29 protein-coding genes and 1 tRNA gene are annotated in these 19,012 nt (G+C 68.4%); 10 read left to right on the top strand and 20 right to left on the bottom strand.

What is annotated here, in order from left to right:
* Positions 1–2: 2 nt before the first annotated feature.
* The 3 genes from EOD42_RS09130 to EOD42_RS09120 all read right to left on the bottom strand — a co-directional run bounded on the left by EOD42_RS09130 (position 3) and on the right by EOD42_RS09120 (position 3,841).
* Positions 3–1,412, bottom strand: a complete 1,410-nt coding sequence (locus EOD42_RS09130) for an amidase family protein (RefSeq protein WP_164867845.1) — start codon at positions 1,410–1,412, stop codon at positions 3–5.
* A 223-nt stretch (positions 1,413–1,635) separates the two neighbouring features.
* The gene (locus EOD42_RS09125) at positions 1,636–2,697 is read right to left on the bottom strand and encodes a glycosyltransferase family 4 protein (RefSeq protein ID WP_240655081.1); all 1,062 of its coding nucleotides are present in this window, start codon (positions 2,695–2,697) and stop codon (positions 1,636–1,638) included.
* 67 nt (positions 2,698–2,764) lie between these two features.
* Positions 2,765–3,841 (bottom strand): MlaA family lipoprotein, encoded by a 1,077-nt coding sequence (locus tag EOD42_RS09120; RefSeq protein ID WP_127787164.1) that lies wholly within the window; start codon positions 3,839–3,841, stop codon positions 2,765–2,767.
* A gap of 27 nt (positions 3,842–3,868) precedes the next feature.
* Here EOD42_RS09120 and hpnI point away from each other — a divergent pair, with 27 nt between their 5' ends.
* The 4 genes from hpnI (at position 3,869) to EOD42_RS09100 (ending at position 8,442) form a co-directional block, all read left to right on the top strand.
* The gene (gene hpnI, locus EOD42_RS09115; protein WP_127787163.1) at positions 3,869–4,996 is read left to right on the top strand and encodes a bacteriohopanetetrol glucosamine biosynthesis glycosyltransferase HpnI; all 1,128 of its coding nucleotides are present in this window, start codon (positions 3,869–3,871) and stop codon (positions 4,994–4,996) included.
* Positions 4,997–5,076: 80 nt separating this feature from the next.
* On the top strand, positions 5,077–6,513 hold the full coding sequence (gene hpnJ, locus EOD42_RS09110; protein ID WP_206020301.1) for a hopanoid biosynthesis associated radical SAM protein HpnJ: 1,437 nt from the start codon (positions 5,077–5,079) through the stop codon (positions 6,511–6,513).
* Between the two features lie 151 nt (positions 6,514–6,664).
* Entirely contained in the window at positions 6,665–7,492 is an 828-nt protein-coding gene (gene hpnK, locus EOD42_RS09105) for a hopanoid biosynthesis-associated protein HpnK (RefSeq protein WP_127787162.1), read from the top strand.
* The gene (locus EOD42_RS09100) at positions 7,489–8,442 is read left to right on the top strand and encodes a lysylphosphatidylglycerol synthase domain-containing protein (RefSeq protein WP_127787161.1); all 954 of its coding nucleotides are present in this window, start codon (positions 7,489–7,491) and stop codon (positions 8,440–8,442) included. Before hpnK ends, EOD42_RS09100 begins: the two co-directional genes overlap by 4 nt.
* 135 nt (positions 8,443–8,577) lie before the next feature.
* Here the strand turns inward: EOD42_RS09100 and rpoH are convergent, their stop codons facing one another.
* Positions 8,578–9,459, bottom strand: a complete 882-nt coding sequence (gene rpoH / locus EOD42_RS09095; RefSeq protein ID WP_206020300.1) for an RNA polymerase sigma factor RpoH — start codon at positions 9,457–9,459, stop codon at positions 8,578–8,580.
* Between the two features lie 225 nt (positions 9,460–9,684).
* Positions 9,685–10,656: an RluA family pseudouridine synthase gene (locus tag EOD42_RS09090; protein ID WP_240655080.1), complete on the bottom strand. Its 972-nt coding sequence runs from the start codon at positions 10,654–10,656 to the stop codon at positions 9,685–9,687.
* On the opposite strand from EOD42_RS09090, the gene EOD42_RS09085 reads away from it, so the two are divergent.
* The 3 genes from EOD42_RS09085 to EOD42_RS09075 all read left to right on the top strand — a co-directional run bounded on the left by EOD42_RS09085 (position 10,656) and on the right by EOD42_RS09075 (position 11,249).
* Positions 10,656–10,937, top strand: coding sequence for a DUF6476 family protein (locus EOD42_RS09085; RefSeq protein ID WP_127787160.1), 282 nt, complete (start codon positions 10,656–10,658; stop codon positions 10,935–10,937). The genes EOD42_RS09090 and EOD42_RS09085 overlap by 1 nt on opposite strands.
* Positions 10,937–11,158, top strand: coding sequence for a DUF2256 domain-containing protein (locus EOD42_RS09080; RefSeq protein WP_127787159.1), 222 nt, complete (start codon positions 10,937–10,939; stop codon positions 11,156–11,158). The genes EOD42_RS09085 and EOD42_RS09080 overlap by 1 nt, the downstream gene beginning before the upstream one ends.
* Positions 11,159–11,173: 15 nt before the next feature.
* Positions 11,174–11,249 (top strand) — tRNA-Glu (locus EOD42_RS09075).
* A 70-nt stretch (positions 11,250–11,319) separates the two neighbouring features.
* On the opposite strand, the gene EOD42_RS09070 is transcribed toward EOD42_RS09075, so the two are convergent.
* From EOD42_RS09070 to EOD42_RS09020, 12 genes are all read right to left on the bottom strand, one after another.
* Positions 11,320–12,243, bottom strand: a complete 924-nt coding sequence (locus tag EOD42_RS09070) for a tyrosine-type recombinase/integrase (protein ID WP_164867844.1) — start codon at positions 12,241–12,243, stop codon at positions 11,320–11,322.
* Positions 12,244–12,383: 140 nt separating this feature from the next.
* The gene (locus EOD42_RS09065) at positions 12,384–12,611 is read right to left on the bottom strand and encodes a MerR family transcriptional regulator (protein ID WP_127787157.1); all 228 of its coding nucleotides are present in this window, start codon (positions 12,609–12,611) and stop codon (positions 12,384–12,386) included.
* Positions 12,604–12,951 carry a hypothetical protein gene (locus EOD42_RS09060; RefSeq protein WP_127787156.1) on the bottom strand — a complete coding sequence of 116 codons (348 nt, stop codon included), beginning with the start codon at positions 12,949–12,951 and terminating at the stop codon, positions 12,604–12,606. Before EOD42_RS09060 ends, EOD42_RS09065 begins: the two co-directional genes overlap by 8 nt.
* A 2-nt stretch (positions 12,952–12,953) precedes the next feature.
* Positions 12,954–13,214 (bottom strand): DUF2312 domain-containing protein, encoded by a 261-nt coding sequence (locus EOD42_RS09055; RefSeq protein WP_127787155.1) that lies wholly within the window; start codon positions 13,212–13,214, stop codon positions 12,954–12,956.
* Between the two features lie 37 nt (positions 13,215–13,251).
* Positions 13,252–13,791: a hypothetical protein gene (locus EOD42_RS09050; protein ID WP_127787154.1), complete on the bottom strand. Its 540-nt coding sequence runs from the start codon at positions 13,789–13,791 to the stop codon at positions 13,252–13,254.
* The gene (locus tag EOD42_RS09045) at positions 13,788–14,432 is read right to left on the bottom strand and encodes a hypothetical protein (RefSeq protein ID WP_127787153.1); all 645 of its coding nucleotides are present in this window, start codon (positions 14,430–14,432) and stop codon (positions 13,788–13,790) included. The genes EOD42_RS09050 and EOD42_RS09045 overlap by 4 nt, the downstream gene beginning before the upstream one ends.
* 9 nt (positions 14,433–14,441) lie before the next feature.
* Complete coding sequence (locus tag EOD42_RS25865) at positions 14,442–14,729, bottom strand: hypothetical protein (protein WP_164867843.1); 288 nt, start codon at positions 14,727–14,729, stop codon at positions 14,442–14,444.
* Between the two features lie 31 nt (positions 14,730–14,760).
* Positions 14,761–14,907 (bottom strand): hypothetical protein, encoded by a 147-nt coding sequence (locus EOD42_RS25860; RefSeq protein WP_164867749.1) that lies wholly within the window; start codon positions 14,905–14,907, stop codon positions 14,761–14,763.
* Positions 14,900–15,448, bottom strand: coding sequence for a 3'-5' exonuclease (locus tag EOD42_RS09035; protein WP_240655095.1), 549 nt, complete (start codon positions 15,446–15,448; stop codon positions 14,900–14,902). The genes EOD42_RS25860 and EOD42_RS09035 overlap by 8 nt, the downstream gene beginning before the upstream one ends.
* A complete protein-coding gene (locus tag EOD42_RS09030) occupies positions 15,448–15,714 on the bottom strand; it encodes a hypothetical protein (protein ID WP_127787151.1) in 267 nt (88 codons plus the stop codon). The genes EOD42_RS09035 and EOD42_RS09030 overlap by 1 nt, the downstream gene beginning before the upstream one ends.
* Positions 15,711–16,157 carry a hypothetical protein gene (locus tag EOD42_RS09025; protein ID WP_127787150.1) on the bottom strand — a complete coding sequence of 149 codons (447 nt, stop codon included), beginning with the start codon at positions 16,155–16,157 and terminating at the stop codon, positions 15,711–15,713. Before EOD42_RS09025 ends, EOD42_RS09030 begins: the two co-directional genes overlap by 4 nt.
* A 5-nt stretch (positions 16,158–16,162) precedes the next feature.
* A complete protein-coding gene (locus tag EOD42_RS09020) occupies positions 16,163–16,384 on the bottom strand; it encodes a hypothetical protein (RefSeq protein WP_127787149.1) in 222 nt (73 codons plus the stop codon).
* A gap of 159 nt (positions 16,385–16,543) precedes the next feature.
* Between EOD42_RS09020 and EOD42_RS09015 the strand changes: the two genes are divergently transcribed.
* Positions 16,544–16,918: a hypothetical protein gene (locus tag EOD42_RS09015; protein ID WP_127787148.1), complete on the top strand. Its 375-nt coding sequence runs from the start codon at positions 16,544–16,546 to the stop codon at positions 16,916–16,918.
* Here EOD42_RS09015 and EOD42_RS09010 read toward each other — a convergent pair.
* Positions 16,915–17,490 carry a helix-turn-helix domain-containing protein gene (locus tag EOD42_RS09010; RefSeq protein WP_164867842.1) on the bottom strand — a complete coding sequence of 192 codons (576 nt, stop codon included), beginning with the start codon at positions 17,488–17,490 and terminating at the stop codon, positions 16,915–16,917. The genes EOD42_RS09015 and EOD42_RS09010 overlap by 4 nt on opposite strands.
* 94 nt (positions 17,491–17,584) lie before the next feature.
* On the opposite strand from EOD42_RS09010, the gene EOD42_RS26595 reads away from it, so the two are divergent.
* Positions 17,585–17,827, top strand: a complete 243-nt coding sequence (locus tag EOD42_RS26595; RefSeq protein ID WP_338069633.1) for a helix-turn-helix domain-containing protein — start codon at positions 17,585–17,587, stop codon at positions 17,825–17,827.
* A 2-nt stretch (positions 17,828–17,829) separates the two neighbouring features.
* On the opposite strand, the gene EOD42_RS09000 is transcribed toward EOD42_RS26595, so the two are convergent.
* Positions 17,830–18,207: a hypothetical protein gene (locus tag EOD42_RS09000; RefSeq protein WP_127787146.1), complete on the bottom strand. Its 378-nt coding sequence runs from the start codon at positions 18,205–18,207 to the stop codon at positions 17,830–17,832.
* An 11-nt stretch (positions 18,208–18,218) separates the two neighbouring features.
* Positions 18,219–18,536 (bottom strand): hypothetical protein, encoded by a 318-nt coding sequence (locus EOD42_RS08995; RefSeq protein ID WP_127787145.1) that lies wholly within the window; start codon positions 18,534–18,536, stop codon positions 18,219–18,221.
* Positions 18,537–18,681: 145 nt separating this feature from the next.
* Here EOD42_RS08995 and EOD42_RS08990 point away from each other — a divergent pair, with 145 nt between their 5' ends.
* Positions 18,682–19,011 carry a hypothetical protein gene (locus tag EOD42_RS08990; RefSeq protein WP_127787144.1) on the top strand — a complete coding sequence of 110 codons (330 nt, stop codon included), beginning with the start codon at positions 18,682–18,684 and terminating at the stop codon, positions 19,009–19,011.
* The last annotated feature ends 1 nt before the right edge of the window (position 19,012 follow it).

Genomic DNA, 19,012 nt, shown 5'->3' with positions numbered 1-19,012 from the left:
TCTCAATGCTTCAGCAGCGTGTCGCGCAGCCAGGCGCCGATGGCGCAGGTCTCGGCGTCGCCCTCGGCAAAGCCCGCGATCTGCAGGCCCAGCGGCAGTTCCTGGTCCACCAGCAGCGGCAGCGAGATCGAGGGCGCGGCCACCATCGTCCAGGGCAAGGCGTAGTTGCGGGACCCGGTATAGGCATGGTCCGCGATGGCCGGCCCGCTGGAGGACAGCATGACGAAGCCCTGCACCCGGCCGGCGAAGCCCGCCACCAGGTCGCGCAGGCGCTGCCGACCGGCCAGGCCGCGCTCATAGCGGGCGGTGTCCATGCCGGCCGCGCGCTCCAGCAGGTCATGCACGCGCGCGCCCACCATGTGGTCGCCATGGGCCCGATAGGCCCCGAGCGCGGCGCGGGATTCCCAGGCCAGCAGGTCGGTCGCGTAATCGTCGATACGGGCGAGCTCGGCTTCCAGCGCCGCCACCCCGGCGTCGTTGGAGGCATCGAGGATGGTCACGCCCGCCGCGGCGATGGCCGAGACCGCCGCCTCGAAGGCCGCCTGAGAGGAAGCGGGCGTCTCCGCCCAGCCCAGCGTGTTCAGCCGCACCAGGGTGGCGGGGCGCAGCGCCGCCGGGGTCTCCATCGGCCCGCGCATGCCGGGGTGCGGGGGCGTGCCGCCGGCAATGGAGGCAATGGCCTTCGCACTGGTCCAGGCATCCTCCAGGCTGGCGGCGATGATGCCCAGGTGGTCCAGCGTGGGGCCGAGCGGCGCAAGGCCCCCCGTATGCAGCGCGCCCAGGCTGGGCTTCAGCCCATAGGCGCCGCAATAGCCGGCCGGGCGGATCGTGGAGCCGTGGGTCTGGGTGCCGAACCCCATGCTGACCATGCCCGCCCCCACCGAGGCCGCGGACCCGCTGGAGGAACCGCCCGGCGTGCGCGCGCTGTCATACGGGTTGCGGGTGGGGCCGGAATTGCCGCAGGCGAATTCGGTCGTGACGGATTTGCCCACGATCACCGCGCCCGCCTGGCGCATAGCGGCCACGCAGGCGGCATCCCGGCGTGATTGCCAGCCCGCGAAGATCGGGCTGTTCATCTGGGTGGGCATGTCGATGGTCTCGATCATGTCCTTCACCGCGATGGGCATGCCGTCGACCAGCGACAGCGGGCGCCCCTCACGCCAACGGGCGGTGGCGGCATCGGCGGACGCGCGCGCGGCGTCCAGCCCCAGCGTCACGAAGGCCGCGATGGCGGGCTCGTCACGGGTCAGCGTGTCGAGGCATTCCTCCAGGAAGGCGCGCGGTGTGGAGGTACCGGACCGAAAGGCCCCGAGCTGTGACGCGAAGGGGCGCGCCAGGGGGTTGCGGGGGTCATAGGCGATGCGGCGCCGCGGGGCGTCGGCGGGCAGCGGGGTAACGGCAAGGGCGGGCAAAACGGCTCTCCGGAAGCCCCCGGAACGGGGGCGAATGCATGGCCCTCATGGCAGGCCGCGCGATGGAGAGTGTCAACTTGTACGAACCAGACGATCATACAGCCTGATGCGGCAAGGCTGCCCCGGCGGCATGCGCCTGGATACGGATTGCCCCAGCCTGATGCACAGCGCCGCATGCGTCCGGGAGCGTATCGGCCCCCGGCACGCGGCATCGACGAGGCGATCAGCCCGCCGAGGGCTCCTGGAAGGTCAGCCCCGCGCGGCGCATCCGGCCCAGCACCACCACCGCCCAGGCCACCTGCACCGCGAGTGCCGGCAGCAGCACAAGCGGCTTCTGGCTCGGCGTCAGCTGGAAGAAGGCCGCCACCAGCCCCGCATGGAACAGGGTGAACACCGCATGCAGCAGCGCCACCCGGGCCGGAGACAGCCCGCTGCGCACGGCCATCTGGTACAGATGCGTGCGGTGCGGCCGGCTGACCGAGCGCCCTGCCATGGCACGCCGCACCAGCGTGAACAGCGCATCGAACAGCAGGGAGAAGATCAGCAGCGGCACGATCAGCACGCTGACCTGCTGCGCATCGAAGCGCGCGGCGGCCACCGCCAGCACGGCCATCATGAAGCCCGCGAACTGGCTGCCGACATCGCCCATGAAGATGCGGGCGGGCGGCAGGTTGAAAGGCAGGAAGCCCAGGAAGCCCGCCGCCAGGAACAGGCTGGCGGCATAGACGAACCAGGCCCCCTGGCTGAGCGCCACGGCGCAGAGCGCGGCGCTGGCCAGGAACATGACGCCCCCCACCAGCGCGTCAGACCCGTCCATGAAGTTCACCGCATTGGTGCAGCCCAGGATCCAGAACAGCGTGAGCGGCACGCCGAGCCAGCCCAGCTCCACCACGCCGAGGCCCGGCAGCGCCAGCCGCGTCAGCACGAGGCCGGAGGCCACCGCCACCAGCGCGGCGCCGAACTGCGCCCCCAGCTTCACCAGGAAGCGGAAATCCTTCACGTCATCGGCCAATGCGACCAGCGCCATGGCGAAGCCCGCCAGGATCACGCCCAGGAACTGGGGTTCCGCCAGCCGCGCGAAATCGGCCAGCCCGTACAGCACCGTCATGCCCAGCATGAAGGCCAGCACCACCCCCACCCCGCCGCCCTTGGGCGTGGGGCGCCGATGGGCCTTGCGCGCGTCCGGATGGTCCAGGATCGGGAAACGGATCATCAGCGCCACGCCCAGGGCGGAAACCAGGGCGAGGCAGAAGGCGAAGGCCAGGTGCTCTAGGAAAACGGACATCTGCATGGGCGGCGTGTTCTCGCCCGGGGCGGGGCCGCATGCAATGGGCCCGGCCGGTGACAAGGTGTTACGGGGATCGACCCCGCAGCACGTCGCGCGCCCATTGCCCGTCCACGCGCCCGGCGGCCGGCAGGGCCTCGCCGCTGGCCTCGCCGGGGGTGGCCAGGTCGGCCTGGCGCAGGGTGCGGGCGGCCCATTCGACCTCCACGCGCGGGCGCGGGGCCGCCTGGGCGGGCGCTGCGGCGGGTGCTGACCCCGTGCTGCCGGTGCCCGGGTCGTCCAGCACCGCCACGGCGCTCGGCCCGCTCGTGCCGGGGTCGTCCAGCACGGTGGGGCCGGCACCGGGGTCGTCCAGCACGGCGGGGGCGCCGCCCGCGGCCACGTCGCGCGCGGCGCGCGGGTGGGCCTCCATGATGTCGGCGTCGCGGCGCTGGCGGATCACGCTGCGCAGCCGGGCATAGCCGTCCAGGCTGTCGGCGCGCAGCACATCCAGCGTGTCCAGGTTCTCGGCGCGCAGGTCCACGCCGCCCAGCGCCCCGCGCGTGATGTTCAGCGTGCGCAGCGTATAGGCCGACAGATACGGGCCGAGCGCGAGCTGCAGCGGGTTGCCGAAGCTCTCGATGCCGTCGCCCACGGCATCGCGCACATTGCTCGGCCCCAGGATGGGCAACATCAGATAGGGGCCGCCCGGCATGCCGTAGCGCGCCATGGTCTGCCCGAAATCGCCGGTCTGGCGGCGCAGTCCCTGGTCGGCCGCCACATCGAACAGCCCGAGCCCGCCGAGCGTGGTGTTCAGCGCGAAGCGGCCCATGGTGGTGCCCGCGGCATCGAAGCGCAGCTGCAGCAGGTTGTTCGCGAAGATCAGCGGCTCACCCAGGTTCTGCAGGAAGGTCCGCACCCGCGTGCGCCCGTATTCCGGCACCACGGCACGATAGGTCTCGGCCACCGGGCGGAAGACGCTCTCGTCCAGCTCGTAGTTCACGTCGTACAGGTGGCGGTTCACCCGCTCGAACGGGTCGCCGGCGTCGTTCGCTCCGGCATACATCGAGGCGGCGGTCGGCACCTCCACCCCGCCGCGCGCCACTTGCGTGGACCCGCAGGCAGCGAGCAGAAGCAGCATCGGCACGGAGAGATGGGCGCGCATGGAACCGCTTTATAGGATGGATCGGCGATGCTGACAGCGGTTGCCGCATTCTTCGCGCTGCTGGGCATCGCGGCGGCGGTTCAGGGCATGCTGGCGGCGCGCGCCGTTTCGCGCCTGGCCGCCGCGCAGCCGCCCGGGGGCGCGCCCGAGGGGCCGATGCTGGCCGCCTCCATCCTCAAGCCGCTCTATGGCGCGGAGCCGGGGCTGGACGCCAATATCGCGAGCCACCTGGACCAGGCCCACACCGCCCCGCATGAGCTGCTGATGGCCGTGGCCGACCCTGGCGATGCCGCCGTGCCGGTCGCCGCGCGCTTCTGCCCGCCGGCCCGGCTGCACCAGGGCGGTGCCGTGCTGGGGGCGAATCGCAAGGTGTCGCAGCTGGTGCACCTGGCGCGAGAGGCCGCACACCCCGTGCTGGCGGTGGTGGACGCGGATATGCGGGTCTCTGCGCGATGGCTGACGGCCGTGACGGCGCCGCTGGCCGATCCCTCCGTGGGCCTCGTCACCTGCCTGTACCGGGGCGTGCCGGCGGATGGGGGCTTCTTCTCCCGCCTGACCGCGCTGCAGGTGGACTGGCACTTCCTGCCGAGCGCCGCCTTGGGGGAATCGCTCGGCCAGGCCCATGGCTGCTACGGCGCCACCATGGCCCTGCGCGCCGAGACGCTGGAGCGACTGGGCGGATTCGAGGCCTTCCTGGACCTGCTGGCCGACGACCACGCGCTGGGCGTGGCGGTGCGCGGGCTGGGGCTCAAGGTCGTGCTGGCCGACGAGCTTCCCGCCCATGTGATGCATGAGGCCGCCCTGCCCGGCCTGTGGCGGCATGAGCTGCGCTGGGCGCGCACGGTCAGGCTGCTCAACCCCTGGGGCTATCTGGGCCTCGGCCTGACCCACCCCCTGCCCTGGGCGCTGCTGGCCCTGGTCCTGGCGCCGGAAAACCCCTGGATCGCCGGGGCTTTTGGGCTGTCGCTGGCCATGCGCCTCTCGGCCACGGCCTGGATCGACCGGGCCCTGGGGCTGGCGCCCCGCCCCGCCTGGGTGCCGCTGCGCGATGCGCTTTCCTTCGCGGTCTGGCTGGCGGGGCTGTGGCCCGGCCGGGTGGCCTGGGGCAGCGAACGCTTCCGTATCGGCGCGGATGGTCGTATGAAGCCGGGTTGAAGGACATGGCGAAGAAGCCACTTGAGCTTCCTGGCGGCTTCGCCCAAACCCTCCCGGACTTGCTGAAGGTATCTTAGCGGATGATGCGCACCCTCTTTCTCCAGGCCCCCACCTTTGACGGGTTCGACGGCGGCGCCGGCGCCCGTTACCAGGCCCGGCGGGAGATCAAGAGCTTCTGGTTCCCGACCTGGCTGGCCCAGCCCGCGGCCCTCGTGCCCGGCAGCAAGCTGATCGACGCGCCGCCGCACGGCATCACCATGGGGGACATCCTGCCGCAGGCGAATGATTTCGACCTGTGCGTGATGCACACCTCCACCCCCTCCTTCGCGTCGGACGTGAAGGTGGCGGAGATGCTGAAGCAGGCTAATCCGAACCTGAAGATCGGCCTGATCGGCGCCAAGGTGGCCGTGCAGCCCGATGAATCGCTGCGCGATGCCCCGGTGATCGACTGGGTGGCCCGCAACGACTTCGACTTCACCATCAAGGACGTGGCCGAGGGGCTGGATTGGGCGACCATCAAGGGCCTGTCCTACCGCACCGCCGATGGCCTGATCGTGCACAACGACGACCGCGAAGTGCTGGAGGACATGGACAGCCTTCCCTTCGTGTCCGAGGTCTACAAGCGCGACCTGGACTGGAAGAAGTACTTCATCGGCTACCTGAAGCACCCCTACGTCAGCTTCTACACCGGCCGCGGCTGCAAGAGCCGCTGCACCTTCTGCCTGTGGCCGCAGACGGTGGGCGGGCATCGCTACCGCACGCGCTCGGTGGAACATGTGATCGCCGAGGTGAAGTACATCCTGGCGAACTTCCCCGAGATGCAGGAGCTGTTCTTCGACGACGACACCTTCACCGATGACCTGCCGCGCGCGGAAGCCATCGCGAAGGAGCTGGGCAAGCTGGGCGTCACCTGGTCCTGCAACGCCAAGGCGAACGTTCCCTACGCGAGCCTGAAGGTGATGCGCGAGAACGGGTTGCGCCTGCTGCTGGTCGGCTACGAGAGCGGCAACCAGCAGATCCTGCACAACATCAAGAAGGGCATGCGCGTCGAAGTCGCGCGGCAGTTCACCAAGGACTGCCACGAGCTCGGCATCGCCATCCACGGCACCTTCATCGTGGGCCTGCCCGGCGAGACGCGCGAGACCATCCAGGAAACGATCAAGTTCGCGATCGAGACCAACCCGCACACCATCCAGGTCAGCCTGGCCGCGCCCTATCCCGGCACCTACCTGTGGAACCAGGCGGAGAAGGAAGGCTGGCTGGACACGGCCCACACCGAATACGTGGACGCGCACGGCGTGCAGATCGCGCCGCTGCACTACCCGCACCTCTCGCATGAGGAAATCTTCAAGGCGGTCGAGGAATTCTACCGGAAGTTCTACTTCCGCGTGCCCAAGATCGCCTCGATCTGCGGTGAGATGGTGCGCGACCGGCAGATGCTGGTGCGCCGCCTGCGTGAGGGCGTGGAGTTCTTCCGCTTCCTCAAGGAGCGCAAGACGGCCGCCAAGGCGGCCTGATTTTTGATGCCTCAGGCGCCGGCGCCGCCATCCGGCGGCTTGGCTTGCGCGCCGCGCCGGTGGCGCCTGGCCTGAGGTCAGTCTGGGCGCGGTCGCGCTTTGCGCTCCCGGCCCGATGCAGCGCATCGGGCCGTTTTTGTTGGGGGGTGGGATGCGCCGCTTCATCGTCAACGCGGATGACCTCGGCCTCGATGCCTCGGTGAACGAGGCCATCGAGCAGGCGCATAATGACGGGGTGCTGTCGGCGGCTTCGCTGATGGTGGGCAGCCCGGGGCATGATGAGGCGGTGCGTCTGGCCCGCCGCAACCCGTATCTGGCCGTGGGGCTGCATGTGGTGCTGACCGACGGTGTGCCGGTGCTGCCGCCCGCGCAGATCCCCTCCCTGACCCAACCCAATGGCCGCTTCCGGGACGACATGGCGCGGATGGGGCTTACCCTGGCGCTTTCAGGGGCGGCGCGCGGCGAACTGCGCGCCGAGGTCGCGGCCCAGATGGCGCGCTTCCGCGACACCGGCCTCACGCCCGATCACATCAACAGCCACAAGCACTATCACCTGCACCCCGCCATCGCGGCCGTGCTGATGGAAGTGGCCGTCGCCGAGGGCATCCCCTGCATCCGCCTGCCGGATGAGGAACCCGCGACCGTGGGCGGCCGCGTGCACTGGTCCAACGGCATCACCCATGCCTGGTGCGAGCGCCTGCGCCGCCGCGCCACCCGCCTGGGCCTTGCGGCCGCCGACCGGGTGGTGGGGCTGCACTGGTCCGGCGCCTTCACCGCCGAGCGCCTGCTGTCCGCCCTGCCCCGCATCAAGGGTGGCGTGACGGAGCTGTATTTCCACCCCGCCACCCGCGACGATGTGCCGGGCGGCGCGCCCGGCTACCGCTATCGCGCGGAGCTCGCCGCCCTGACCGACCCGCGCGTGATCGCCGCCATGGCGGGCACCCCGCGCGGCGGCTACCGGGCCATGCTGGGCGCATGAACCGGATCGGCCTGATCGCGGCGGTCGCGGGCCTCGGCTTCGCCGTCTGGGTGGTGTGGCAACAGGATTGGGCGGAGGTCTCTGCCCTGCTGGCCGGCGCCGGCGCCTCGCTGTTCCTCGTCGCCTTCGCCCATGTGCTGCCCATGGCGGTGAATGCCCAGGCCTGGGCCATGCTGATCCCTGGCGCCAAGCGCCCCTCCCTGCCCGGCATGACGCTGCAGGTCTGGATACGCGAGAGCATCAACGGCCTGCTGCCCGTGGGCCGTATCGGCGGCGAGGTGGTCTGCTTCCGGCTGCTGCGCCGCTGGGGCGTGCGCGGCCCGGCGGCGGCCGGCAGCATGATGGCCGACCTGGCACTGTCGATGATCTCGCAGATGCTGTTCTCCCTGCTGGGGCTGGCACTGCTGTCGGCCGGGGGCGCGGTGGTCGGCTGGCTCACCATCCTGCTCGGCACGCTGGCCGGGCTGTTGCTGGCCGGCGCGACCATCATGGCGATGCGCGCCAACTGGCTCAGCCGTGCCATCGACGTGCTGAACGGCCTGGCCAAGGACAGGTTGGCGGGGCTGGCCGCGGGCACGCGCCGGCTGGATACCTACATGCGCCGCCTGTGGCGCCGGCCGCGCGCGGCCGTGCTGTGCACCGTCTGGCAATTCGCGGCCTGGGTGGTGGGCGCGGTGGAGATCTGGGTGGCGGGCTGGGCGCTCGGCCTGCCGATCAGCTGGGCGGACGCCCTGATGATCGAGGCGCTGATCCAGGCACTGTCCTCGGCGGCCTTCCTGGTGCCGGGGGCGCTGGGCATCCAGGAAGCCGGCTTCGTCGGCCTGGCGGTGCTGGCGGGCCTGCCGCCGGCGGCGGGGGCGGCGCTGGGGCTGGCGCGGCGGTTCCGGGATGTGGTGGTGTTTTTGCCGGGGCTGGCGGCCTGGGCGTGGATGGAGAGAAGCGGGAAATAAACGATGTTCTTTTTTATAAAAAAGAACCAAAAAATTTTTGGCAGCTAAAAAGTTGCGCCGGGCAGGAGGTTCATTCCCCGCCCGGCGCCGAACAGTCAAAAGTCTTTTTGCTTCTTTTTCTACAGAAAAAGAAGATCAGGCCAGCTCAAGCCGCCGCGCATCAACCTGCTGCTTCATGCTCTTCTGCAGCTTCTCGAAGGCGCGCACCTCAATCTGGCGCACGCGCTCGCGGCTGATGTTGTACTGCTGCGAGAGCTCCTCCAGCGTCGTCGGCTCGTCCTTCAGGCGGCGTTCGATCAGGATGTGACGCTCACGCTCGTTCAACGTCTTCAGCGCGGTGGCCAGCAGGGCCTTGCGGCTCGACATGTCCTCGCGCTCGGCCAGCTCCTCCTCCTGGCTCTCGCTGTCGTCCACCAGCCAGTCCTGCCACTCACCCTCGCTGTCGGCGCGGATGGGGGCGTTCAGGCTGTTGTCCGGCGCCGAGAGGCGGCGGTTCATGCTGATCACGTCGGCCTCGGGCACCTGCAGCGTGGTGGCGATCTTCTCGACCACCTCCGGCTGCAGATCGCCTTCCTCCAGCGCGGCCATCTGGCCCTTCAGGCGGCGCAGGTTGAAGAACAGCTTCTTCTGCGCGGCCGTCGTGCCCATCTTCACCAGCGACCAGCTGTGAAGGATGTATTCTTGAATGGCGGCGCGGATCCACCACATGGCGTAGGTGGCCAGACGGAAGCCGCGGTCCGGATCGAACCGCTTCACCGCCTGCATCATGCCGACATTGCCTTCGCTGATGAGCTCACCGACCGGCAGTCCATAACCGCGGTAGCCCATGGCGATCTTGGCGACGAGACGCAGGTGCGAGGTAACGAGGCGGTGAGCCGCGTTTTCGTCGCCCTTGTCGCGCCAGTCATGCGCAAGCTGGAGTTCCTCCTCCGGCTTGAGCATCGGGAACTTGCGGATGTCCTGAAGATAGCGCGACAGGTTGCCTTCAGGGGCCATCGGAATAGCGAGGGAAGCCATAGTCGACCTTCCTTCCTTGGTTGCCGGGCATCCTCCCCGTGACGGCGGATGATGCATCGGCGGTCTCAGCGCTGCCTTCCCCGGGCCCACCCGGCCGCCTGCCACTGTCACGGAGTGACGAGGTACTGGCCTTGGGTTCCATGCGGCACCCGGGTCTGGTTGCCGTGATGTTCTAATACCGCAATGCGGCGTCGGTTGCAACCAAAACCGACCGGAAAGGTCTTATTACGCTTGGATACCGTCCAGTAACATTTGCAGGTCTTCCGGGAGTTTCGCGCTGAAGGCCAGCGCCTCCCCCGAGACCGGATGACGGAATCCAAGCGTGGCGGCATGGAGCGCCTGACGGGGAAAGGACAACAGCGTGTCCTTCGTCGTCTTGGATAACGCGCTCGCGGCGGAAGGGATGCGTCGCAAATAAACGGGGTCGCCCACCAGCGGATGCCCGATATGGGAAAGATGGACCCGGATCTGATGTGTGCGCCCGGTCGCCAGCTTCAAGCGCAGCAGGGCGGCGCCGGTGCCGAAGGCGCGCTCGGTCCAGTAATGCGTCAGCGCGTGCTTGCCGCCCTTGGTCACCACGGTCATGCGCTTGCGGTCGGTGGGGTGGCGGCCGATCGCGCCCTCGATGTCGCCCTCGGCCGGGCTCGGCAGGCCCCAGCACAGGGCCAGGTACTCGCGTGAGAGGTCACGCGTGGCGAAGGCTTCCGACAGCGCGTGGTGCGCGCGCTCGGTCTTGGCCACGACCATGACGCCGGAGGTGTCCTTGTCCAGCCGGTGGACGATGCCGGGGCGCGCCTCGCCACCGATTCCCTCCAGTTCCTCCCCCGCATGGGCCAGCAGCGCGTTCACCAGCGTGCCGTCCGCATTGCCCGGCGCCGGGTGCACCACTAGGCCCGCCGGCTTGTTGATGACGATCAGGTGCCGGTCCTCGAACAGGATCTCCAGCGGGATGTCCTGCGCGATGGGCTTGGCGGGAATCGGCGGCGGCACCTTCAGCCGGTAATGGCTGCCGGGGCGCACGGGCTCCGCGGGCTCGGTCAGCGGCTGCCCGTCGCGCGTGGCCCACCCCGTCTCCATCAGCGACTTGACGCGGGAGCGCGACAAAGAACCTATGGCATCCGCGAGGAAACGGTCCGCGCGCTGCCCGGCATGTTCCGGCTGGGCCTGGATGTCATGAATGGTGGGGGTTTCGGCCAATGCGGGCGCTCTATGGTCTGGTGGTGGTGATGGGCGTGCTGCTGGTGGGTGGCACCGTGACGCTGGTGGTGCTGCTGGCGAAGCGGATGGGTGGCGCCGCGCCCACCGCTGATGTGACAGCGGAAATCCCCGCGGGCAACCGCATCATGGGCATGGCGGGCGTCGAAGGCCGGCTGGCCCTGTGGATCGACGGGCCGGAGGGCAGCCGCGTGCTGCTGATCGACCCCGCCACCGGCCGCCGCGCGGGTGAGATCCGGGCCGGCGCCGTGCCCACGCGCTGATGGCGCACCGCAAGCCGCACCTGCCCGAAAAGCCCTGTGCCGCTTGCGGAAGGCCCTTTGCCTGGCGCCGCAAATGGGCGCGGGACTGGGAGAATGTGCGCCATTGCTCCGATGCCTGCCGCCGGGGCGTGGGCGCGGGCTCGGGGCATCGCGAAAGAAATGCCGCTCGATTGCAGGAAGATGGCACCCCCCCGCTTGCGCATCCGAACAGCCCGGACTAATACCCGGCTCGCGCTGGCCCCTTCGTCTAGCGGTCTAGGACGGAGCCCTCTCACGGCTCAAACACGGGTTCGAGTCCCGTAGGGGTCACCACTCTCTCATCCAAACCGTTGAAGTCGCTGCAAAGCCTTCCAGGTTTGGAAGTGAGGTTTGGAAAGGGCGTTCACTTTTCACCCTGCCGCGTCATTACCCGCACCTTCTCCATGCCCTGCTCTGCCAGCCTCGCGCGGTTCACGTCGTCGCAATACTTCTGCGCCTCGGCCAGGGTTCGATGGCCCAGCACGGCCATGATCATATGCGCGCTGCCCTCGGCCTCGGCCAAGCGCCGGCCGCAAGCCTTGCGCAGACCATGTGGCGCCAGCCCCGCTTCCAGCCCGGCCTGGGCGCACCAGTCACGAAAGGTGTTGTAGAAGCCGTTCGCGCTACGCGGCCGCCCGTTCACCTCCAGGAACGTCATCTGAGTGGCGGGCAGCAGGGCTAGCTCTCGCTGTAGGTCCGGCAGAATCGGCACATTCACCCACTCACCGGTCTTCGACTGGCGCAGCCCGATCTTGCTACCGCCTTCCCGCAAATGCTGGCGGCCGATTGTCACGGTGTCGCCGCGCCGCTGACCCACATTAAGCAGTAGCTCGAGCGCCAGCCTGGCGGTCGTACCGCTCGGGTGCCGGGCCCGGTACTGCTCAATGTGTCCCTCATCCCACGGTCGGAAGCCGGTCGCCTGATGCTTCTTTCGCGTCACGCCCTCGGTGGGGTCTTCATCGAGCAGCTCCAGGTCATCCATGGCATGCTTCACCATCAGCTTCAGCATGCGCAGGCGCCGGTTGTATGCCGTTAGGCGACCGGACTTTTCCTCCAGCAGCTTCTTCGTGCCCTGCTTGTCTAGGAGCGCAAATGGTTTGCCACCATGGTCCCGTCGCAGATCCTCGATGACGCGGCGGTATTGAACCTGGGTGCTGGCACGCAGGCCCTTAAACAGGTCGCATTGGTAGAAGCTGATGGCGACCGCATCGAGGCTTCCGGCTTGCACCTTACCTTCGCCGGGCTTCTTGGCCGATGCGGTGCGCACGCCATTGAGATAGGCGTCCATGAACTCCGGGCTGCCGGGCTCCCCAGGCAGCGCCACTGGCTTGCATCCAGGCACTCGCAAATAGTGTCGCGTCTTGCCATGGCGATCTTTGAACCGGCTGATGTGCTTCAGCCGAACGGGCACTGGGCTCATGGCTGCGGTCAATGCCAGGGGTTCTTGAAGTCCGACTTTGGCTTGATGCCTGCTTTGAGGTCTAGCCAGTTGTCGAGATCAGTCCGGCGAAATGCTTTTACGCGCTTGCCCACCGTAATCTCGCGCAGCTCCGGTGCGATCGTCGTCAGGAAGGTGGTCTTGCTCACGTCCAGATAGCGGGCGGCCGTTTCAGCGCGCATGAGGGCTGGCCAGGGGTGGGTGGAGCCGTCAGGCATTGCCGTTCCCCAGATCCAACTCTGCGATGGCCAGCGTAGCGCGGGCCCGCTGTTGAGTGCCGGCGCGGCGCGTGGGGGCGTCATAAGTGTTGTGGCAGCGCTGGCACATAGCGCGCAGGTTGCTTTCGTCACAATGTTCCGGCGTGTGGTCCAGGTGGGCCACGGTCAGTACCACCTTGCTGCCGGTGATAGGGTGAGGCTGGCCATGCACGGCGAGGCAACGCTCGCCGTGCTGGTCGGTATGTTCGCAGCGCCAGGCCGCGCGATCGCGCCGGATGCGCAGGCTGATGGCCGGCCATTCGCCTGGATAACGCTTCCGATTCTCGGCGCGTATCGGCATCGTCACATCCCCAGCGCGCGGCGGTACAGGTCCAGCAGGGTTTCCTGCTCCTCCACCTCGGCGGGCTCTTTCTTGCGGATGGAGATGATCTGGCGGATCACCTTGGGCTCGAAGCCGGCGCCCTTGGCTTCGGCGTAGATGTCACCGATGTCGCTGGCGAGCGCCTTGCGCTCCTCCTCCAGGCGCTCGATGCGCTCCACGATGCTGCGCAGGCGGTCGGTGGCGATGCCGCCCACATCGGAATTGGTCTCGGGTTCGGGCATGGGTGGGCTCCGGGTTCGGGTGGGGCCGCGGGCGCGGCTAATAGGTGTCGACCAGCGAGGCCGCGACGGCGCGGCCCAGCTCGGTCAGCTGGAAGTAGGTGTGGGGGTCGCCGCCGCTGAAGCGCGCGGGAACCTCCCGACCGCGCCGGAAGAACCCCGTCTCTGTCAGGGCAAGCAGGTCGGGGTCATCGGACGTAGTGAAGTAGTGGTTGCGATAGCCGGCCTGCGGGCCGGTGCCGCCATAGGCGTGCGTGACGATGTGCAGGTGCTCGATGCTCAGCGTGTCAGCCAGCGGATGGGGCTGTGGCAGCAGCACGTCGACGTGGGGCGCGCGACGGATGGCGAGGATGTGCTTGGCGGCGCGCAGCCAGTCGCAGTCCCAGGCATCGCGAATGTCCGCGATCACCTTGGAGCGTGCTTTCGCACGGGTGGGCGCGAAATAGATGCCATCGGGACCGTCGATGCGCTGGACGTGCACGGCCCAGGCCTTGCGGCGGCGCGGTGCCTCGGGGGTGGGCGTGGCGCCGGCCGGCGCCTGCGGCCGCTGCTGGACAGCCGGCTGCATGGTGGTGCTCACGGGGTGGGCTCCGTGGTTGGGGTTGTGGTGGTTGGCGTGGCGTCGATGTTGTGGCGCTCGACGCGGAAGGTGACGGCCGCGACCCAGGGGTCGGCGGCCCAGGCGTCGGGACCGTGAAGGTCTCTCCATAGCCTGCCGAAACAGCCCCGAGCGGTGTGATGCGCCAGGCCGAAGTGCTGCTCGCCCTGGGCAGTAACCCACCGTCCGGATCGGAGCTGCAAGCCGCCCTCGGCTCGCACATCCTCTTCGCTGATGTCCTGAAGCCGCTGCGCCCGCACCGCCTCGACGTGCAGCGTCAGGCGGCTGGCCCAGCGTGGCATGTGGATGGAGGGGCGCCACCGAAGGTGGCCCGGGCACACCGCATCCGCGCGGTAGTAAGCATGGACCCGCAGATCAGGGCAGGCGTGAATGTCATCCTCGTTATCGCCGACGCGCGCGTAGTTCTCCCGCACCCACAGCCGGTCGCCGGGGGCGTAGCCCACCAGATCGGCGTTCCCGGCCTTCGATAGGAAGGAAGGACCGAAGACCGCCAGCGCGTCCAGCGCCGCCGGCTTCTTGATGACCCGCCGCGTCTGCGTCTTCCTGCCGTCCAGCAGGGCGCGCACCATCGGCGCGGAGAAGATGATGGGGCGGTCGGTCATCGCCTCCCCTCACGCCGCTGCCGCGGGCGCGTCGGGGAACTCCTGCGGGCACAGGCTTTCGCCCGGCTGCAGCACGGCCAGGGCGCCGGCCAGGGTCAGGCGGAACACCTCCGCCTGCGCGCCCTCGGCGTCCAGCAGCTCGGCCGCGCCGCGCGCTACCAGGCCATGCCAGGTGTTGAGCATCGCGGGCGCATCGGGCGCCACGGCGAAGCGGTTGCGGGTGGTGGTGTTGCCCGGGGCGGGCAGGCCCAGGGCCTCGCGCCCCAGCGTGCGCTGGTAGTGGGTCAGGTTGAGCATGGGATGCTCCTGCGGATCGGGGTGGCGGGGGTCAGGCCAGCAGGGCCAGCAGCGCCAGGCAGGCGCCGATGCGGGTCACGCGGCGGATCAGGCGGCGCCGGCGGCGGCGACGCATGGCGCGGGCGTGGTGGCTGGGGCTCCAGCTGAGGCCGAACAGGTGGGTGCAGCCGCTACGCATGGGGCTGGGCCTCCGTGCGGAGCGCCGCCAGCAGGCGCATGCAGTGCTTGGCCTGGTGCAGGGCGTCGGCCAGGGCGGTGTGGCGCTCGCCCTCGAAGGGCGGCTCCTCGATGTGCGGGAACAACGCGCGCAGGGTGCGGTAACAGCGGTCCTGCTTGTAGGACCAGGGCGCCGAGCCTTTCACGGCACGGCAGGCATCGCGCAGCACCACGTTGTCGAAGGCGGCACCGTTGCCCCAAACGGCCGTTACCTCCCCGGGCCAGAAGAAGTGCAGCCAGTCCACGAAATCCGAAAGGGCTTCCGGCAGGATCATGCCGCCCTCATCCCACTGGGCGCGCACGGCGTCCGGCTGATGCATCCACCAGGCCAGCGTCTCCATTTCCAGATGCCGGTCGTAATGGTGCGCGCTGGACGGCCGGATGCGGGCCTCGAAGGTGGTCAGCACCTCCATCCGCTCCGGGTCGAACGCCACGGCGCCGATGGCGATGATGGCGGCGTTCGGCCGGGTGCTGAGGGTTTCCAGGTCGAGCATGACGTGCATCACGCAGCCCTCCGCCCCAGCGGGTGGCGCCGGCGGAACGCCTGAACCTCCGCGGTGGCCGCCAGCAGGATGGTGCCCTCGGCCTGCAGCAGCTCCGGCGTGCAGTGAGACAGCGGCAGGGCATCGCTGACGTGGCTGGCGGCGCCGCGCAGCGCGTGCAGGCTGGACCGCAGCCGGGACAGCTCCACGGCGCTGGGCTGGTGGCCTGCGTAATCCGTGCTCACCTCGCTGCGGATCTTGTCGATCGCCTCATACGCGCGGGTCATGCGGCGGCATCCGGCAGGCGCAGGGCGTCGGCGGCGATGCCGGCGGCATCGGCCAGGGCGGCGCGCATGCTGGGCGTGCGCTGATCCTCCGGGATGGTGCGCGTCACCTCCAGCACCAGCAGCGCCAGCTGGCGGGTGGTGATGCGGGCGTCCAGGGCCAGCAGGCCCGGATAGGCGTTCTGCTGCGGCTCCCCGCGGTCCAGCTCTGCCAGCGCGCCATCCACGGCCGAGAGCAGGTTCGCTTCAGGCCGGTGGCAAAGGGCCTTCCGCGCCTCAATCGTCATGCGCAGCAGCGCGTAGCGCCCGGCGGTGATGGTGGCGTGCAGGGCGGCGGGATCGCGGCGGGGCGCCGGGGGCGCGTCGGCGGCGACGTGGCCGCTATGGGCCTGGGGCCGATCGGGCCAGGGCGCGATGCGCGCGGTGGGCGCGGGGGTGTCGAGCATGGCGGTCACTCCCCCTGCTCGGTGAGGATCGCCAGGAAGTAGGGCGCGGCCGCATCGCCATAGGTCTCAGGCGTGCCCTTCAGCAGGTGCACGGCCTCGCTCTCGAACCACTCCGGGTTCTCGCGATAGCGACGGTCCCACTCGGTAAAGGCGCGGGCGAAGCGGGCGAGATCGGGATCGTTCGCCTTGGGCTCGGCCGTCGTGGCGGGGGTGATGGGTTTGGACATGGATGCCTCCAAGCCACCCGGGTGGGCGGCTCCCTATTGTCTGCATCACATGCATACTTTCTGGCAAGTGGATTATTGCACCAAATGCATATTGCGCGCCCAGCACGAGTCGCGTTACGTCTCGTGTTCCCTTCTTGTTCTCATAAGGAGTTGCATGAGATGCGGATAGGTGTGACGCGAGACTCTCGTCCATTTGCGCCGGTGCCGGATGCTGGAAAGGCGGGAGCGCTTAAGGCGGCAACCGTCATCGCGCAGCGCGCCATGAAAGGTGAGCCCGCCTCCCGGATTGCGCAGGCAACACGGGCCCTGATTGGAGCGTGGGAGGTGGAGGATCACCTGTCCAAGGGCGACCTTCGCCGAAGGCTGGAGGTGTGGCAGCGGGAGTTGGATGACGCGCTACTGGCAGCTGAAGAGTATGTTTTCAACGCCGAGGGTGTTGAGGCAAAGCGCCAGGCGGAGTGCCAGGCACTGGCCGTAAGGGCGATGTCCGAGGCTGTGAGCGCGCAGCTCGAAAAGATGCGCCACTTGATCTAGCCGCGAGTCCTGGCGCGCTTCACCCACTCCACTGGCGACGCCCATTCGAGCCTCAGATCCTCGCTTTCCTCTTGGGTGTCGTAGCTGAAAAGGCGGTAATGGCCCTTGAGAAAGCCGCGAAGCACGCGCTTAACGAGAATGCGCCCGTCGGAGACTTTGACCATGCAATCTTCGCCGATGACATCCTCGTCTACGCGCGTGCGCCGATCGAAGAACAAGATATCCCTCGGCCGATAGACTGGCAGCATCGACCTGCCCACCACCTCGGCGGCGATGGGGTCATTTAAGCCCGGCGGGCCATCCAGCCATATGGTTTCCTCATCCAGGGGAATGACCTCGGCGCCAGCGCCAACATTCCCGTAGAGCCGAACGGGCTCTGGGAAGCTCGACAGCAGCTGCTCGGGTGACGGGGCGCCAAGAATCCTCGCCATGTCCGTGACTGGCTTCTGGAAAAACTCCTGGCTGCCGGTCTCGTACCTCCAGATCGTCGTCTTATCGACGCCGATATGGTCGGCCAGATCCTGCTGCGTCATGCCAGCCGCTTTCCGCAATGCCTTGATGCGATTGGCCATGCCTGAATTTAGGCATGTGATGCATACCTGCGTGAGTGCATCAGATGCAGAAATTGGCTTCCGTGAATGTTGCATCTGATGCATACTTTTGTTCATGCGGCTCTCACAGTGGCTCTCTGACCGGAAGATGACGGATGCGCAGTTCGCGGAGCTGGTCGGGAAAGACCAGACCACGATCAACCGCACGCGGCGTGGCGTGACGATGCCCAACCCCGGCTTCGTGGCCAGGATTGTGGAGGCTACGGCAGGTGAAGTTCAGCCCGCTGATCTCTACGCAGCCTACTCCGCAGCCCAGCCTTCCAGGGTCCCGAGGCAGTGCCCGGAGGTGAGCGCCTGATGTCACTGGCTGCTCCTCCTCATCTCGGCGCGACCGAGTCGCGTAAGCGCGCTGGTGCACTCCGCTGCACGCGCCTCCGCGTCGAGTGCGCGGCCCATGGTCGCCTCCTGACGAGCGAATACGTAGCCGGCGACATACGTCTGTTGCTCTGTGGGCATCTGCCTCAGCTGCTCGCTCAGGCGACGCAGCAGCGCATTGGCGCCATCAAGGTCGGGCTGGAGCCGGCAAAACTGTCGAACCTCGGCGGCGGAGGCAAAGCTCTGCGCGAGTTGGATCGATTCTCGGGTTCCGCCGACAGGGAGCAACGCTTCCTGCCCCTGCGCCGCCCCCGCCAGCAGCATCCCCGCCGCCGCCAGCATCGCGAGGTGTCGTGATGTCATCTCAAATACCCTCACGCCTGGCCGGCATTGTGCGAATCCACGATCTTCGCGGCCACGAAGGCGGCGTACTCCATGCGCCCCTTGGCATCGAGCTGCAGGTTCCTCTCCCGGCAGAAGCGGGGGAATTTGTCTATGTCGAGGTAAACACGCACCGCGGCGATGCCTTTGCGACGCAAGTCCTCCTCGTGCTTCAGCGCGCTGTATTTGAACTTGTCGAAGGTGGCGGGCAGCACATGGGCATCGCTCATCATGGCCCGGACAGCGAGGTAGCTGTCGGCGTCGTACCAGGACACGGCAACGGCTCCCGCACCTTTGAAGGGGCTGCTCATTCATCTCTCCCTGATCAGTCTTCCGCCCCCAGGCTGAAGGATGTCGGCACACATCCGCAAGCCACTGTTGGGTTGAGCGCGCGGGAGCGCCGTTGGGCGCGCGGGATCGCACGCCTCTTTGCTCCTTTCTTTCGTGGCGGTGGCAATGTCTGACTGCACAATCGCGCCTGCCGACGACTTCGGCCTGTACCTGCGGGTGCTGCGCGCCTGCCAGGGCATGCTGCCCATCGCCCGGGAGGCGCTGCGCTGGATCAACGGCGGGGATGATGAGGTGGTGCGGTCGGTCCGCCTGGAATGCGTCGTGTGCGTGGCGCCCCGGGCCCTGCGTGATCAGGGCACCGCCGCCGGTCTGCTCCAGGCCGCTGCTCAAGCCGAGATCTGGGTGCTGGCGAAGGGTTGCCCCCCTTCGCCAGCCAGGAACCAGAAAATAGCGAACAACACTCTCCATGCCCCGAACAGTATCCGGAGAGCATGAG

The organism is Rhodovarius crocodyli, from assembly GCF_004005855.1.
Classification (GTDB): domain Bacteria; phylum Pseudomonadota; class Alphaproteobacteria; order Acetobacterales; family Acetobacteraceae; genus Rhodovarius; species Rhodovarius crocodyli.
The sequence above is the reverse complement of the archived record's forward strand: the minus strand, read 5'-3'. Positions and strand labels throughout refer to the sequence as shown.